The organism is Psychromonas marina, from assembly GCF_030161115.1.
Taxonomy (GTDB): domain Bacteria; phylum Pseudomonadota; class Gammaproteobacteria; order Enterobacterales; family Psychromonadaceae; genus Psychromonas; species Psychromonas marina.
Genome location: NZ_BSPQ01000019.1, coordinates 145,780 through 159,928, shown reverse-complemented (window position 1 = coordinate 159,928; position 14,149 = coordinate 145,780). Strand labels below are relative to the sequence as shown.

At 39.8% G+C, this 14,149-nt stretch carries 10 protein-coding genes; 8 read left to right on the top strand and 2 right to left on the bottom strand.

The features are described 5' to 3' along the window. Window positions 1–212: 212 nt before the first annotated feature. On the top strand, window positions 213–2,273 hold the full coding sequence (locus QQK09_RS16960; protein ID WP_284205358.1) for a S9 family peptidase: 2,061 nt from the start codon (window positions 213–215) through the stop codon (window positions 2,271–2,273). Window positions 2,274–2,350: 77 nt separating this feature from the next. Here QQK09_RS16960 and QQK09_RS16955 read toward each other — a convergent pair whose 3' ends face one another. Continuing rightward, window positions 2,351–2,836, bottom strand: coding sequence for an RNA recognition motif domain-containing protein (locus QQK09_RS16955; protein ID WP_284205357.1), 486 nt, complete (start codon window positions 2,834–2,836; stop codon window positions 2,351–2,353). 801 nt (window positions 2,837–3,637) lie between these two features. On the opposite strand from QQK09_RS16955, the gene lepA reads away from it, so the two are divergent. The 7 genes from lepA to QQK09_RS16920 all read left to right on the top strand — a co-directional run bounded on the left by lepA (window position 3,638) and on the right by QQK09_RS16920 (window position 10,966). Beyond that, a complete protein-coding gene (gene lepA / locus QQK09_RS16950; protein WP_284205356.1) occupies window positions 3,638–5,434 on the top strand; it encodes a translation elongation factor 4 in 1,797 nt (598 codons plus the stop codon). 94 nt (window positions 5,435–5,528) lie between these two features. Beyond that, window positions 5,529–6,449, top strand: coding sequence for a signal peptidase I (gene lepB / locus QQK09_RS16945; RefSeq protein ID WP_284205355.1), 921 nt, complete (start codon window positions 5,529–5,531; stop codon window positions 6,447–6,449). Further along, complete coding sequence (gene rnc / locus QQK09_RS16940; protein ID WP_348532717.1) at window positions 6,446–7,138, top strand: ribonuclease III; 693 nt, start codon at window positions 6,446–6,448, stop codon at window positions 7,136–7,138. The genes lepB and rnc overlap by 4 nt, the downstream gene beginning before the upstream one ends. Continuing rightward, window positions 7,138–8,043 carry a GTPase Era gene (era, locus tag QQK09_RS16935; RefSeq protein ID WP_284205354.1) on the top strand — a complete coding sequence of 302 codons (906 nt, stop codon included), beginning with the start codon at window positions 7,138–7,140 and terminating at the stop codon, window positions 8,041–8,043. Before rnc ends, era begins: the two co-directional genes overlap by 1 nt. Before the next feature lie 73 nt (window positions 8,044–8,116). Then, window positions 8,117–8,821 (top strand): DNA repair protein RecO, encoded by a 705-nt coding sequence (gene recO, locus QQK09_RS16930; protein WP_284205353.1) that lies wholly within the window; start codon window positions 8,117–8,119, stop codon window positions 8,819–8,821. A 9-nt stretch (window positions 8,822–8,830) separates the two neighbouring features. Next, entirely contained in the window at window positions 8,831–9,568 is a 738-nt protein-coding gene (gene pdxJ / locus QQK09_RS16925) for a pyridoxine 5'-phosphate synthase (RefSeq protein ID WP_284205352.1), read from the top strand. A gap of 168 nt (window positions 9,569–9,736) precedes the next feature. Beyond that, window positions 9,737–10,966, top strand: a complete 1,230-nt coding sequence (locus QQK09_RS16920) for an aminotransferase class V-fold PLP-dependent enzyme (RefSeq protein ID WP_284205350.1) — start codon at window positions 9,737–9,739, stop codon at window positions 10,964–10,966. A 47-nt stretch (window positions 10,967–11,013) separates the two neighbouring features. On the opposite strand, the gene QQK09_RS16915 is transcribed toward QQK09_RS16920, so the two are convergent. Then, window positions 11,014–13,698, bottom strand: a complete 2,685-nt coding sequence (locus QQK09_RS16915) for a nitrate reductase (protein ID WP_348532716.1) — start codon at window positions 13,696–13,698, stop codon at window positions 11,014–11,016. Window positions 13,699–14,149: the final 451 nt, after the last annotated feature.

The following is a 14,149-nucleotide window of genomic DNA, read 5'->3' as shown; positions in this document are numbered from 1 at the left end:
GATCTTTTGATGTTGTTGCTTTATATTTTTATCATTATTTTATCGTTGTTTGTTATGTGTAAATTTATCAATATAAGCTGTTATTTATAAATAACTTTTTGTATTTTGTTGGTTGTTTTTATATTCGCAGGTCATTCATCAGGAAGCATGTTGTTCGATAGCTATGGTACTATTACCTCCTGTCCCAACTCTATTTTCAATGAGCACTTCATATGACAACAATGCCTGCACCGATTGCGAAGAAGAAAAACCACACCCATGAAATTCATCATCATCAGCGTTCCGATGATTACTTTTGGTTGCGCGACGATAACCGTGAAAACCCAGAAGTGCTTGAGTACTTAGATCAGGAAAATAACTATACCGAACAGCAGTTGCAACCATTGCAAGCATTGCAAACCTCGCTATATGAAGAGATGGTCGCTCGCCAAGAACCTGAGCTCGAATCGGTTCCCTATTTTAAGAAAGGTTTCTGGTATGTTTCTCGTTATGATGAAGGCAAAGATTACACTGTTTATTGTCGCTATGAAGGCACCATGGATGCACCTGAGCAGATTTTCTTAGATTGTAATCAACGTGCAGAAGGCCATGAGTTTTATCAATTGGGTGATTTGTCACTTTCACCAAACTCAATGTTGATGGCGTATTCTGAAGATACAGTGAGTCGACGCCAGTACACGCTGCGTATTAAAGACTTACAAAACGGTGACGATCTGAATGATGTTATTGAAGATATTTCCGATGTAGTTTGGGCAAATGATAATAAAACTATTTTTTACGTTAAAAAGCACCCAGAAACATTATTACCCTATCGTGTATATCGCCATATTTTAGGTGATGATATAAATAATGATCAGCTTATTTATGAAGAGTTTGATGATACGTTTTATGTGAACCTTTATAAAACTCGTTCAGAGCAATATCTGGTTATTTGTATCGATAGCACACAAACTTCAGAGTGTCTGATTTTAGATGCAAATAACCCCGAGGGTGATTTTGTTAGCTTTATGCCACGCCAACGCGATCACGAATACAGCATCGACCATTTCCAAGATAAATTTTATATACGCAGCAACCATAGTGGTAAAAACTTTGCTCTACAAACCTCTACGCAGCTGACTCAAACTGATTGTTCTGCTTGGAAAACCCTTATTGAAGCGCGTGAAGATACGTTATTGGAAGGTTATGAGTTACTTAATGAATGGTTAATCGTTGAGGAACGTCATGCTGGCCTACCACAATTGCGTCAAATCAATCATCTAACGGGCGAGTCGACCATCTTAGCCTTTAATGATCCGGTTTATACCGTGTTTAGCCACTATAATCCCGATCCTGCTACGACTAAATTCCGCTATCAATATACCTCTTTTACTACCCCCTCTACGATTTATGAGTTAGATCTTAATTCTGGGGAAACGACGTTATTAAAACAGAGCCAAGTGATGGAAACGCCTGAGGGCGCTGTTTTTACGAGCGATCAGTACCAAAGTGAGCGTGTTTGGGTCACGGCACGTGATGGTATCAAAGTCCCTGTTTCTTTGGTTTATCATAAAAGTCATTTTAACCATAATAACCCCTTACTCGTTTATGCTTACGGCTCTTATGGTTACAGCATGGATATCGGTTTTAGTAGTGCGAACTTAAGTTTGTTAGATCGTGGTTTTGTTTATGCCGTTGCACATATCCGTGGTGGTGAAGAGCTTGGCCGGGAGTGGTATGAAACGGGTAAGTTACTTAAAAAGCAAAATACCTTTAATGACTTTGTGGATGTATCTAAAAGCTTAGTCGAACAGGGCTATGGTGATAAGGAACGCCTTTTTGCAATGGGCGGCAGTGCTGGTGGATTATTAATGGGTGCGATTATTAACCAAGCACCGGAGCTATATAAAGGTATTGTTGCCGCGGTTCCTTTTGTTGATGTGGTTTCTACGATGCTGGATGAGTCTATTCCATTAACGACAGGTGAGTACGATGAATGGGGGAATCCTAATGATGAAACCTATTATCATTATATGCTCTCTTACAGTCCTTATGATCAAGTGACAAAACAAGATTATCCAAGCATGTTAGTAACTACTGGCTTACATGATTCGCAAGTACAATATTGGGAGCCTGCTAAATGGGTTGCTAAGTTACGAGATGTGAAGAGTGATGATAACCAACTACTTTTATATACTGATATGGAAGCAGGGCATGGAGGGAAATCAGGACGTTTTAAACACTTTGAAGATACGGCAAGAGAGTTTGCCTTTTTAATTAATTTAGCAAAATAAGCATACTATTTTGTAACTATAAAAAAACGCCCAGTTGGGCGTTTTTTGTTTAATTATTTATTGCAGCAGTTTAAATATTAAACATCATTATTTTGTTGCTCTGTACGAGGAGCACGTTCATTCGCTTCACGTACTTTTAAAGAGCGATCTTGGAACTCTTTTTCATTTAATGCATTAATCGCTTGTTGTGCATCTTGTTCTGGCATTTCTACAAAACCAAAGCCACGACGTTTACCCGTATGTTTGTCTTTCATAAGACGAACAGAAAGCACTTTTCCTTGTTCTGCAAAAAGAGTACGTATAGCCATCTCATTTGCACGGTAAGGTAAGTTACCTACGTAAAGTGTGGTTGTAGCAAAGTCACCTTCAGGCATAGCCGAATCGGCAGAGTCAGTTGAACTTGTAGACTTCCCTGTTTTGATGAAATGTATCGTGAATCCTGTCACGATAGCACCAATTGCAAATGAAATACCTGCTGGAATCGTTAAAGCAGCAAAACTAATAATGATATAACCTAAAATCGCAACGGCGATAGAAAGCAGAATTGAAGTGTTTGACTTCATAATAAAATAACCTCAAAGGTAAAGTGTAATATTGATAGGAATTACTAAATCAACAATTTTAGGGGGCTAGTCGCTAACAGAATCAGCACAAGAGCAATTTGCCTACTCTTTAATCATCCCTAAAAAAGCAAAGCATATTGTAAGCTAATTTCTGTAGTTACGTTAACTTCTTTAACAAAATGAGATTTATATAACCTATTAACAACTCTATTTTGTGAAACAGAACACGATTAAACTGTATTCAATATTTGCTGTTTTATTGTTCATATTCATTAATGGGTAGGAATGAAACACTTATCTGCTTTTTGATGGTGGATGAATTCTTCAGTTAGAATGTTTTTACTTTCTTGTTTTTCTTTCAATTAGTATGCTTTATTTTATATTGCCGTTTTAAATAAGCACGTTATAAAAAATAAAACAGAGGTTGGATTACTGGTTTATAAGGGTAATCGATTGGTGATATTATTTATGTAATTTAAAAGTTTTATGTTTTTTTGTGGATCATAGACTGAATTTGGTTATCATTTTCTTCTAAAGCCTCGATTGCCTCGCCGTTATATTTTACCTATCTCATTAAATCCTTGGTGAGCAACATTGCGATTAAATCACCTGTATAGATAATGTTGTGACTTATCGTCATTGAAGTCGTGTTCAGTTTATATTTTTTACGATTTTTTAAAGATGGTTATCTGACCACAAATTCGCTAGAATGCCGACTAAATCTATACCCAAGCCTCTTATTTTATCTAGGTGTTTTAGGTATGTGTATCAACACCCTCTATTTAAGGTATTAACCGTTTAATGAAAAATATTCGTAACTTCTCAATCATCGCCCATATCGACCATGGTAAATCAACACTATCTGACCGCTTAATAAGTACTTGTGGTGGTTTAAGTGACCGTGAAATGGAATCTCAAGTATGTGATTCTATGGATATCGAACGTGAACGTGGTATTACTATCAAGGCACAAAGTGTCACCCTTGATTATAAAGCTAACGATGGCGAAACTTACCAACTTAACTTTATCGATACGCCAGGACACGTAGATTTCTCCTATGAGGTATCTCGTTCATTGGCCGCTTGTGAAGGTGCATTATTAGTTGTAGATGCAGGACAAGGCGTAGAAGCGCAAACGCTTGCTAACTGTTACACAGCACTTGATATGAATCTTGAGGTTGTGCCAATCTTAAACAAGATTGATTTACCAGCGGCTGAACCTGAGCGTGTTGCTGAAGAGATTGAAGATATTATCGGCATTGACGCAACTGAAGCAGTACGTTGTTCAGCTAAAACAGGTCTTGGTATTGATCTCGTATTAGAAGAAATTGTACGTGCGGTCCCTGCGCCAGAGGGTGATCCTGATGGACCACTACAAGCACTGATTATCGATTCATGGTTTGATAGCTACCAAGGTGTTGTTTCATTAGTACGTATTAAACATGGCCAAATTAAAGTTGGCGATAAGATGAAAGTGATGTCGACAGATGGCGTTCATCTTGTAAGTAAAGTGGGCTACTTTACTCCAAAACAGTTAGAAACGGGTATTCTTAAAGCAGGCGAAGTAGGTTACGTTATCGCCGGTATTAAAGAAATTCTAGGTGCACCAGTAGGTGATACGTTAACGACAGTTAATAACCCTGCTGAAGAAGCATTAGGCGGTTTTAAACGCGTTACACCACAGGTTTACGCGGGCCTTTTCCCGGTTAGCTCTGATGATTATGAAAACTTCCGTGATGCCTTAGCTAAATTAAGCATCAATGACGCATCACTGTTTTTTGAACCAGAAAACTCATCGGCATTAGGTTTTGGTTTCCGTTGTGGTTTCCTTGGTCTATTGCACATGGAGATTATTCAAGAGCGTTTAGAGCGTGAATACGATATTGATCTTATTACCACTGCACCAACGGTAATTTATGAAGTTGAAAAGACTGACGGTGAAGTTCAGTACGTTGATAGCCCCGCAAAATTACCGGCTGTTAATGATATTCTTGAGATTCGCGAGCCAATCGCTGAGTGTAATATGCTGGTACCACAAGCATACTTAGGTAACGTAATTACCCTATGTATCGAAAAACGCGGTATACAAACGAGTATGGTTTATCACGGTAACCAAGTTGCACTGACTTACCATATCCCAATGGGTGAAGTTGTGATGGACTTCTTTGACCGTCTAAAATCAACCAGTCGTGGTTATGCGTCACTTGAATATAACTTTATTAAATTTGAACCAGCAGACATGGTACGTGTTGATGTATTAATTAATGGTGATCGTGTTGATGCACTTGCGTTAATTACCCATCGTGCCAATTCAGAAAATTACGGTCGTGACTTAGTTGAAAAAATGAAAGAGCTGATTCCTCGTCAAATGTTTAATATTGCAATACAAGCCGCGATTGGCAGTAAAATCATTGCCCGTTCAACGGTTAAACAGTTGACTAAAAATGTATTAGCAAAATGTTACGGTGGTGATATTAGCCGTAAGAAAAAACTGTTGAAGAAACAGAAAGAAGGTAAAAAACGTATGAAGTCGGTTGGTAATGTAGACATTCCACAAGAAGCGTTTTTAGCTGTATTACATATCGGTAAAGATAAGTAATTGAAGTGGGGCGAAAGCCCCGCCTTTTTGAAGAAATGAATAATGCGTTGATTATTATCAGCGCATTTTGTGTTTTACATATTAGGAAAAAAAGATGGCAAATACGTTTGCATTAATATTGGTTATTTTAACTTTTGTAACAGGCATTGTTTGGGTTATTGATAAGCTAAAATGGGGTCCTGCCCGTAAAGCTGCACGCCAAGCTGCACAAGAGCAAACTGAATCAGGTCTGGATGAGCAAACATTAGCTAAAATTCACCCTGAAAATGTAATTATTGAAAACGCACGTTCGCTGTTCCCTGTGATCGCAGTGGTATTTGTATTACGCTCATTCTTATATGAACCGTTTCAAATTCCATCGGGTTCGATGATGCCAACCCTATTGATTGGTGACTTTATTCTTGTAGAGAAGTTTTCTTACGGCGTGAAAGAACCTGTATGGCAGAATAAATTGATTCCTATCGGTGAGCCTAAGCGTGGTGATGTTGCGGTATTTAAATACCCTGAAGATCAGCGTGTAGACTTCATCAAACGTGTTGTCGGTTTACCGGGCGATAAAATTGTCTATAAAGATAAGCAGTTGTACCTTGTACCTGCTTGTGAAACAGAAAACTGTGGCAATTACAAAGCCCTTGATATGCAATTTTTAGGTGAAGAGAAATTCACCGATGAAGAAGCTGTCATGCATGTTTACAGTGAGATTTTAGGTGAGGTTGCTCATCAAGTTATCGTTAATCCTAATCGCCGTGATCACACCGGATATTATTATCAACAGACAGACGTGAAAACCTATTCTTATGAGTGGATAGTACCTGAAGGTAATTACTTCATGATGGGCGATAACCGCGATAACAGTAAAGATAGCCGTTATTGGGGATTCGTTCCAGAGCAAAACTTAGTGGGTAAAGCCGTAGCAACTTGGATTAGCTTTGAGTTCTATCGCGATGCGAATGGTTTATTACCAACATGGGTACCAAGCGCAGTACGTTTTGACCGTATTGGAGCTATCAAATGAATGAAAATATGAAAGAACTAGAATTAAAACGCCTTGAAAAACGTATCGCTTATCACTTTACTAACTTTGATTTATTGCAACAAGCATTGACGCATCGAAGTGCACTAGGCGCGCACAATGAACGCTTAGAGTTTTTAGGTGATTCAATTCTAAGCTTTGCTATCTCTACTGATCTTTACCTGCGCTTTCCAAAAGTGACGGAAGGTGACTTGAGCCGTATGCGTGCAACACTGGTTTGTGGAAAAATGCTCGCAGAAGTTGGCCGTGAATTTAACCTAGGTGATTGCCTGATTTTAGGTCCTGGTGAACTGAAAAGTGGCGGTTTCCGTCGCGATTCTATTATCGCCGATGGCGTAGAGGCGATTATTGGCGCGGTATTTTTAGATTCAAATATCGATACGGTTAACGCACTAATTTTAAAATGGTTTGATAGCCGTTTAAATAGCATTAAACCAGGTATTAGTCAGAAAGATCCAAAAACACGTTTACAAGAGCATCTACAATCTCGTAAGCAACCATTGCCAATCTATGAAGTATTAGAGATAAAAGGTGAAGCGCACAATCAGCAGTTCACTATGGCATGTATTATCGATGGTATTGAAACCGTGCAAGGGCAGGGTACTAGTCGTCGTAAAGCAGAACAGATCGCAGCAGAAAAAATGTTAGTTGCACTTTTGGGAGAGAAATAATGACACAGAAATGTGGATTAGTCGCGATTGTTGGTCGTCCTAATGTAGGTAAATCAACGTTAATCAATGCGCTACTTGGCCAAAAGGTAAGTATCACATCACGTAAAGCACAAACAACGCGTCACCGTATTTTAGGTATCGATACCGATGGTGATTATCAAACAATTTTCGTTGATACACCGGGACTTCATATCGAAGAAAAACGTGCTATTAACCGTTTAATGAACCGTGCAGCATCTAGCTCAATTAATGATGTAGAAATGGTGATTTTCGTGGTTGAGGGGACGCACTGGAACGAAGATGATGAGATGGTATTAAGTAAGTTCAAGTACTTGAAATGTCCGGTTATTCTTGCGGTGAATAAAGTTGATAATGTTGAAGATAAAGAGTTACTGCTACCTCACTTAGAAGAGTTAGGTAAACGTTACAACTTTAAACATATTTTGCCGTTGTCAGCAAAGAAAGGCGATAACGTCGAAAAAATTCGTCAATGGTCGCAGGAAATTTTACCTGAGTCTGAATTCTATTTCCCTGAAGATTACATAACAGACCGTTCATCACGTTTCATGGCGTCAGAAATTGTACGTGAAAAACTGATGCGCTTTTTAGGTGATGAATTACCGTATTCTGTTACTGTTGAAATTGAGCAGTTTAAACAACAAGCTAATGGCATGTTGCACATTAATGCTCTTATTTTAGTCGAGCGTGATGGCCAAAAACGTATGGTTATTGGTAATAATGGTGAAAAAATCAAAGCGATCAGCACTCAATCGCGTCTAGATATGGAAGAGTTGTTTGACTCAAAAGTATTCTTAGAAGTTTGGGTAAAAGTGAAGACAGGTTGGTCTGACGACTTACGTGCTCTACACAGCCTAGGTTACTCTGACGATTACTCGAGTAAATAGCTTTTAGCATTCAGCTATCAGACTTCAGGAAAACTGACAGCTGATAGCTAACCGCTAACCGCTGTCCTTAATTATGTCAATCGAGTGCCACAACGCATTTATACTGCACCGTAGACCCTATCGGGAGACTAGCCAATTACTGGATCTCTTCTGTCAGGATGTCGGTAAAGTCAGTCTTATTTTTAAAGGCGGACGCAGTGGCACACGTATGCGCAGAGGTACTGCCCAACCCTTTACGTTATTGCAGGCGACTTACTTTGGTCGTGGCCAATTAAAAACCGTTAAATCATTAGAAGCAAAAACCCAAGTTGTGCCATTAGTCGGTAACCGTTTATATATGGCAATGTATGTTAACGAACTGCTATATCGTTTACTGCAGGCTGAAACGGCCTGTGATGGCCTGTTTAATACCTACCAAGATACCCTGATCTCCATTGCGAGAGATGAATGCCCCCAGACTGCTTTGAGAAATTTTGAGTTAACCCTATTGGAAACGCTCGGTTATGGTGTTAATTTTGAGCAGGATATCTATAGTGGTGAATTACTTGAGCGTGGTTTTGAATATCAATACCAGCAGCAAGCAGGTTTTTTTGCGAAACAAGCCATTCATAATAAACAGCATATCTATACTGGAGAGCAGATTCAGGCATTATCTGAACGTGACTTTTCCAACCCTGAAGTTTTACTGGCTGCAAAACGATTTTGTCGCCAAGCATTAGCCCATCTATTGGGTGGCAAACCATTACATAGTCGCGCACTGTTTAGCGGCGCGAAATAGAGGAAGTTCATGAGTAAATTATTGTTAGGCGTTAATATTGACCACATTGCAACACTGCGTAACGCACGTGGCACCTGTTATCCTGAGCCGGCTCATTTAGCTGCGATTGCCGAAACTGCGGGTGCAGATGGCATTACTATCCACCTTCGTGAAGATAGACGCCACATTAACGACCGTGATGTCGCTGTGCTTGCACAAACTCTACAAACACGTATGAATCTTGAAATGGCTGTGACCGACGAGATGGTTGATATTGCGATTCAAACTAAACCAGCCTTTGTTTGTTTAGTGCCTGAAAAGCGTGAAGAGTTAACTACCGAAGGCGGCTTAGATGTGGTTGGTTCATTTGCTAAGATCGCATCGGCAGTGGAGCGATTAAATGCGGCTAATATCCAAGTATCACTATTTATCGATCCTGAAAATGCTCAAATTGATGCAGCGATTAAAACCGGTGCGGCTTATATTGAGCTACATACGGGTCAATATGCTGATGCTGAGAACGAAGATATTGAAGCTTCTGAACTTGCTCGTATCGCCGCTGCTGCTACCTATGCAAGCCAAGCGGGCATTAAAGTCAATGCAGGTCATGGTTTGAATTATCACAACGTAAAACCAATTGCTGCTTTGCCTGAAATTATCGAACTGAATATCGGTCATGCTATCGTTGCACGTGCTGTTATTGATGGTTTCGGCCCTGCGGTATCAGAGATGAAACGTCTGATGATAGAGGGGCGTAATAGCCAGTAAATCCGCAGTGTGTCGCTATTTGCACCTAACTCATCGTTGAAAAATGCTCATTGAAACCACTCAACTGCGCTTTTTCGCCTTGATTTAGGCGCAAATATCTTAATACTGAGTATTTACAATTTTGAAGTATCTAACCTTTAAGTCGCCATGATAATGGTAAACAATAATATGCAAAATAAACCCTTTTCAGTTAATGAGTTGCGCGAACATTTCCCTATCTTAGATCAACAGGTAAATGATCATCCTCTAATTTACCTAGATAATGCTGCTACTACTCAGAAACCGATTGCAGTCGTTGAAGCGATTACTCACTATTATTTAAATGATAATGCCAATGTACATCGTGCTAGTCATCAATTAAGTACTCGCTCAACACGCTCTTTTGAAGCTGCACGCGAAACGGTTTGTCAGTTTATCAATGCTAAAAGCAGTAAAGAGATTATTTGGACCAAGGGCACGACGGAAGGGTTTAACCTACTTACTCATGTATTCGCCAAGCAATTAAAGAGTGGTGATGAGGTGATTATTAGTACCCTTGAGCATCACGCTAATATTGTGCCGTGGCAGATGCTCGTTGAGTCGATTGGTATTGTATTAAAAGTAATTCCATTAACTGCTGAAAAGCAACTAGATCTAGCTGCTTTTCAGCAGTTACTAAATACTAAAACTAAGTTTGTGTCGGTTGCTCATATCTCTAATGCATTGGGTATTATTAATCCGGTTGAAGAGATTATTTCGCTAGCACATCAAGTTGATGCGCAGGTGATTATCGATGGCGCACAGGCCGTCGCGCACCTTCCTGTTGATGTACAGACACTTGATTGTGATTATTACCTGTTTTCAGGGCATAAACTGTTTGCACCAACCGGTGTTGGGGTTTTGTACGGTAAGCAACATCTTCTTGAAAGCTTACCTCCTTGGCAAGGTGGTGGGGAGATGATTAAAAGCGTTAGTTTTTCTGAAACAATCTACAACGAATTACCTTTTAAGTTTGAAGCGGGTACACCTAATATTGCTGGCGTGATCGGTTTAGCGGCGGCCATCGATTTTTTAAATAGTTACGATCGTAAAATGTTGATGCTGCACGAACAGATGTTATTAGCGGTGGCAGAAAGTAGTCTGCTCGCAATACCTGAAGTATCTGTGTTTTGTGCAGGTATCCCAAAATCTGGCGCTATTAGTTTTACGGTTGCAGGTGAGCACCACAGTGATATCGCGATGTTATTAGACGCACAGGGTATTGCGGTACGCAGTGGCAGTCATTGTGCAATGCCACTTATTTCGCAGTTAAATTGCAGTGGTACAGTACGTGTTTCTTTGTCTTTATATAATACATTGGCTGAAGTGAATGCTTTTATCAAGGCGTTAAAAGAGGTCATTAGCTTACTAAAAGAGTAAAGGCTAAGAAATAAAGCTAAAGGGGTCTCCTTTAGCTTCCAATCTATTTAGTTTAAGACAAGTCTGTATTCGTCAACCATCTGCTCAATATCAGGGATACAACTGCCACAACCTGTGCCTGCGCTAGTGCATTGTGATACTTTTTCTGCACTGTTACAGCCTTGATTTTGAATCGCATCTTTAATGCTATTTTCACCTACTTGCTTACAAGCACACACTATCTTGCCTTGTGCTAATTTACCTTCAACTACGCCCGATATCATCGAACGTTCAATATCCACATCTAACGGCAGTTCGAGCAAATGCTGCATCCAATCTAATGCTTGTTGTTGCAAGTTTGCAGAAACGACAAAAGCACATTTCACTTGTTGATCTTGGATATTAGCATAACGATAGAGTGGTGTTTGATCATCATTACTGGTGCAATAATTTAAGTTCTTACCTTTTCTATCGCTGATAAGTTGCTGTATTTTCTCTTGTATCTGCTCTGGTGCTGTTTTGTCTGCCAGTCGATATAGATAACCGTCCGCGACTTTTTGCTCAATCCAATAATCAAAATGATCAAGTTTGAGTTTGCGACGACTTAGTAATAATGCCTCACCTTTAAATACCCATTTGGCGATTTTAATCGGCGTTGCTTTGAACTCTGGTTGCCCTGAACTTTGATCCGTATGTGCAGTAATCAAAGCACAAACGCTAGCCTTTTTAGCGTTAGCTTGATTCCAGTGGATCGGCATAAAGGCTTGTTTGTTGGTGATTGCCTCTGATATCGACGCTCTTACCAAAGCACTGCCGCTTGCACTATTTATCTCCACTAAATCGCCATCTTTTAAATGATGATATTGTGCTTCTGCAGCATTAATACTGATAAAAGGTTCGCTAATATGTGCACTTAGTCTGCTTGAGAGTCCGGTGCGTGTCATGGTATGCCAATGGTCACGAATACGGCCACTGTTTAATAATAATGGGTATTCTTCACTACACTCTGCTTTTGGTAATGCGTGTGTGACGGCAATAAACTGAGCTTTTTGGGATGGGGTAAAAAACAGGTTATCGCTAAACATGCGTTGATGCACAATCGTTTCTTGCAATGTTGTTACTGGCCACTGTTGTGGGGTGAGTTTGCCGTAACCTTTGGCATCAAGTTGGGTTAATCCAATTAAATTGAGATCACGTGTTTTACCATCTTCATTACCTAGGGTGGTCATTTTTGCGTACTCTGCAAAGACTTCACCTTCATGGAGGAAATTAAATGCATCAGAAAACCCCATTCGTTTAGCCACTTCACTAATAATCCACCAATCGGCTTTACCCTCGCCTGGTGTGGGTAATAGGCGTCGTTGTCGCGAGATACGGCGTTCTGAGTTGGTTACCGTGCCTGATTTTTCACTCCATCCTTGAGCGGGTAATAAAACATTGGCCACGCGAGTGGTGGCAGTATCTTTAATGCAGTCAGAAACCACCACTAACGGACACTTTTTTAACGCTTCGATGGTTTTGTTACTATTCGGTAAGCTCACCACAGGGTTGGTTGCCATTATCCATACCGCTTTAATTTTTCCCTCTGCAATAGCATCGAAGAGCTCAATGGCTTTCAGGCCGGGTGCTGTTGCTAAGTTATCGGTATTCCAAAAATCACTGATAAGGGCATGATCGTTTTCATCGCCAAACTCCATGTGCGCGGCTAGCGTATTTGCCAATCCGCCTACTTCTCGACCACCCATTGCATTTGGCTGTCCGGTCACAGAAAAGGGGCCCATGCCCACTTTACCAATTCGACCTGTTGCTAAGTGACAGTTTAATATACTGTTTACTTTATCACTGCCTTGCGATGACTGATTAACCCCTTGTGAATAGATGGTGACTACTTTTTCTATGCTTGCAAATTTTTGGTAGAAAGTGGCTAACTGTTCAGCTGGAAGGCTTAACTTTTTAAGTAGTTGTATTGGATCGTCATTATCATCAAGCGCACTTTCTAATGTGGTCTCAAAACCCTCGGTATAGTTTCTTATATAATCGGTATCAATTTTATTATGCTCAGCTAAATAACTTAATAACCCATTAAACAGTGCCACATCGCTACCTGGTTCAATGGCTAAGTGCAGATCTGCAATAGCACAACTATCTGTTTTGCGAGGGTCAATGACCACAATAAATAGCTCTGGGCGTGCTTTTTTAGCGGCTTTTAAACGTTGGAATAAAACCGGATGACACCATGCTAAATTTGAACCGGTGATCACCACCATCTCTGCATGATCTAAATCTTCATAACAGATAGGTACTGTATCTGAACCAAATGCACGTTTGTGACCAACCACCGATGAAGACATACATAATCGTGAGTTGGTATCGATATTACCACTGCCAATAAAGCCTTTCATAAGCTTATTCGCAACATAATAATCTTCTGTTAATAATTGACCCGATGCATAAAAAGCGACCGCATCTTTGCCGTGCTCTTTAATGATCTCCGAAAATTGTGTTGCTACATGTTCAAGCGCTGTAGGCCAATCAGTATCTGCTCCGTTAATGCTAGGGTGTAATAATCGTCCTTCATGGCTAACCGTTTCACCCAGTGCTAACCCTTTTGAGCATAATTGTCCGTAATTGGCTGGATGCTCCTTGTCACCACGAATATCAAGTAAACCTTGTGCATTGATTTTAGCTTCGACTCCACAGCCAACGCCACAATAGGCACAAGTTGTTTTCGTCCAGCTAGCTTTCTCTTTCATCATGCAATCCTTTTGGTAACTAAATATTCAATCATTCCTATATATAGAGCAAAGACCGCACCAACTCGTTTTTATAATCATTATTTATTGGTGATTATTTATTTAACCCATTGCAATCAATGGTTAAGGTTAATTTTTTTTTAATGAAAATGGTCGTTTTTACTTTCTTGAATATTGATTAGTCCTGTTTAGTTCATTTTGCGCACAGCTTTGGTGCGTCACTGCACTTAAGTTTAACATTTGCTTAACATTAGATTGCTGTGAGCGCTTTTGAAATCACAAATAATGAGCTTTAAGGATGCTTAAGCTATTGTATTTTCTCTGTTGTTTTGTTTATTTTGATGTTTTTTATTATGTTGGCACTGCCTTTGCTCTATTACTCGTGAATCTATTAATAAATTATGATGAAACAACAATGGCGTTGTTTTAGTTACCACAGAAGTAGGGCTGA

What these genes read in the sequence shown, in the direction of transcription:
- QQK09_RS16960 (WP_284205358.1), top strand. Translation starts at nt 213, where the DNA reads ATGACAACAATGCCTGCACCGATTGCGAAGAAGAAAAACCACACCCAT.
- QQK09_RS16955 (WP_284205357.1), bottom strand. Translation starts at nt 2,836, where the DNA reads ATGAAGTCAAACACTTCAATTCTGCTTTCTATCGCCGTTGCGATTTTA.
- lepA (WP_284205356.1), top strand. Translation starts at nt 3,638, where the DNA reads ATGAAAAATATTCGTAACTTCTCAATCATCGCCCATATCGACCATGGT.
- lepB (WP_284205355.1), top strand. Translation starts at nt 5,529, where the DNA reads ATGGCAAATACGTTTGCATTAATATTGGTTATTTTAACTTTTGTAACA.
- rnc (WP_348532717.1), top strand. Translation starts at nt 6,446, where the DNA reads ATGAATGAAAATATGAAAGAACTAGAATTAAAACGCCTTGAAAAACGT.
- era (WP_284205354.1), top strand. Translation starts at nt 7,138, where the DNA reads ATGACACAGAAATGTGGATTAGTCGCGATTGTTGGTCGTCCTAATGTA.
- recO (WP_284205353.1), top strand. Translation starts at nt 8,117, where the DNA reads ATGTCAATCGAGTGCCACAACGCATTTATACTGCACCGTAGACCCTAT.
- pdxJ (WP_284205352.1), top strand. Translation starts at nt 8,831, where the DNA reads ATGAGTAAATTATTGTTAGGCGTTAATATTGACCACATTGCAACACTG.
- QQK09_RS16920 (WP_284205350.1), top strand. Translation starts at nt 9,737, where the DNA reads ATGCAAAATAAACCCTTTTCAGTTAATGAGTTGCGCGAACATTTCCCT.
- QQK09_RS16915 (WP_348532716.1), bottom strand. Translation starts at nt 13,698, where the DNA reads ATGAAAGAGAAAGCTAGCTGGACGAAAACAACTTGTGCCTATTGTGGC.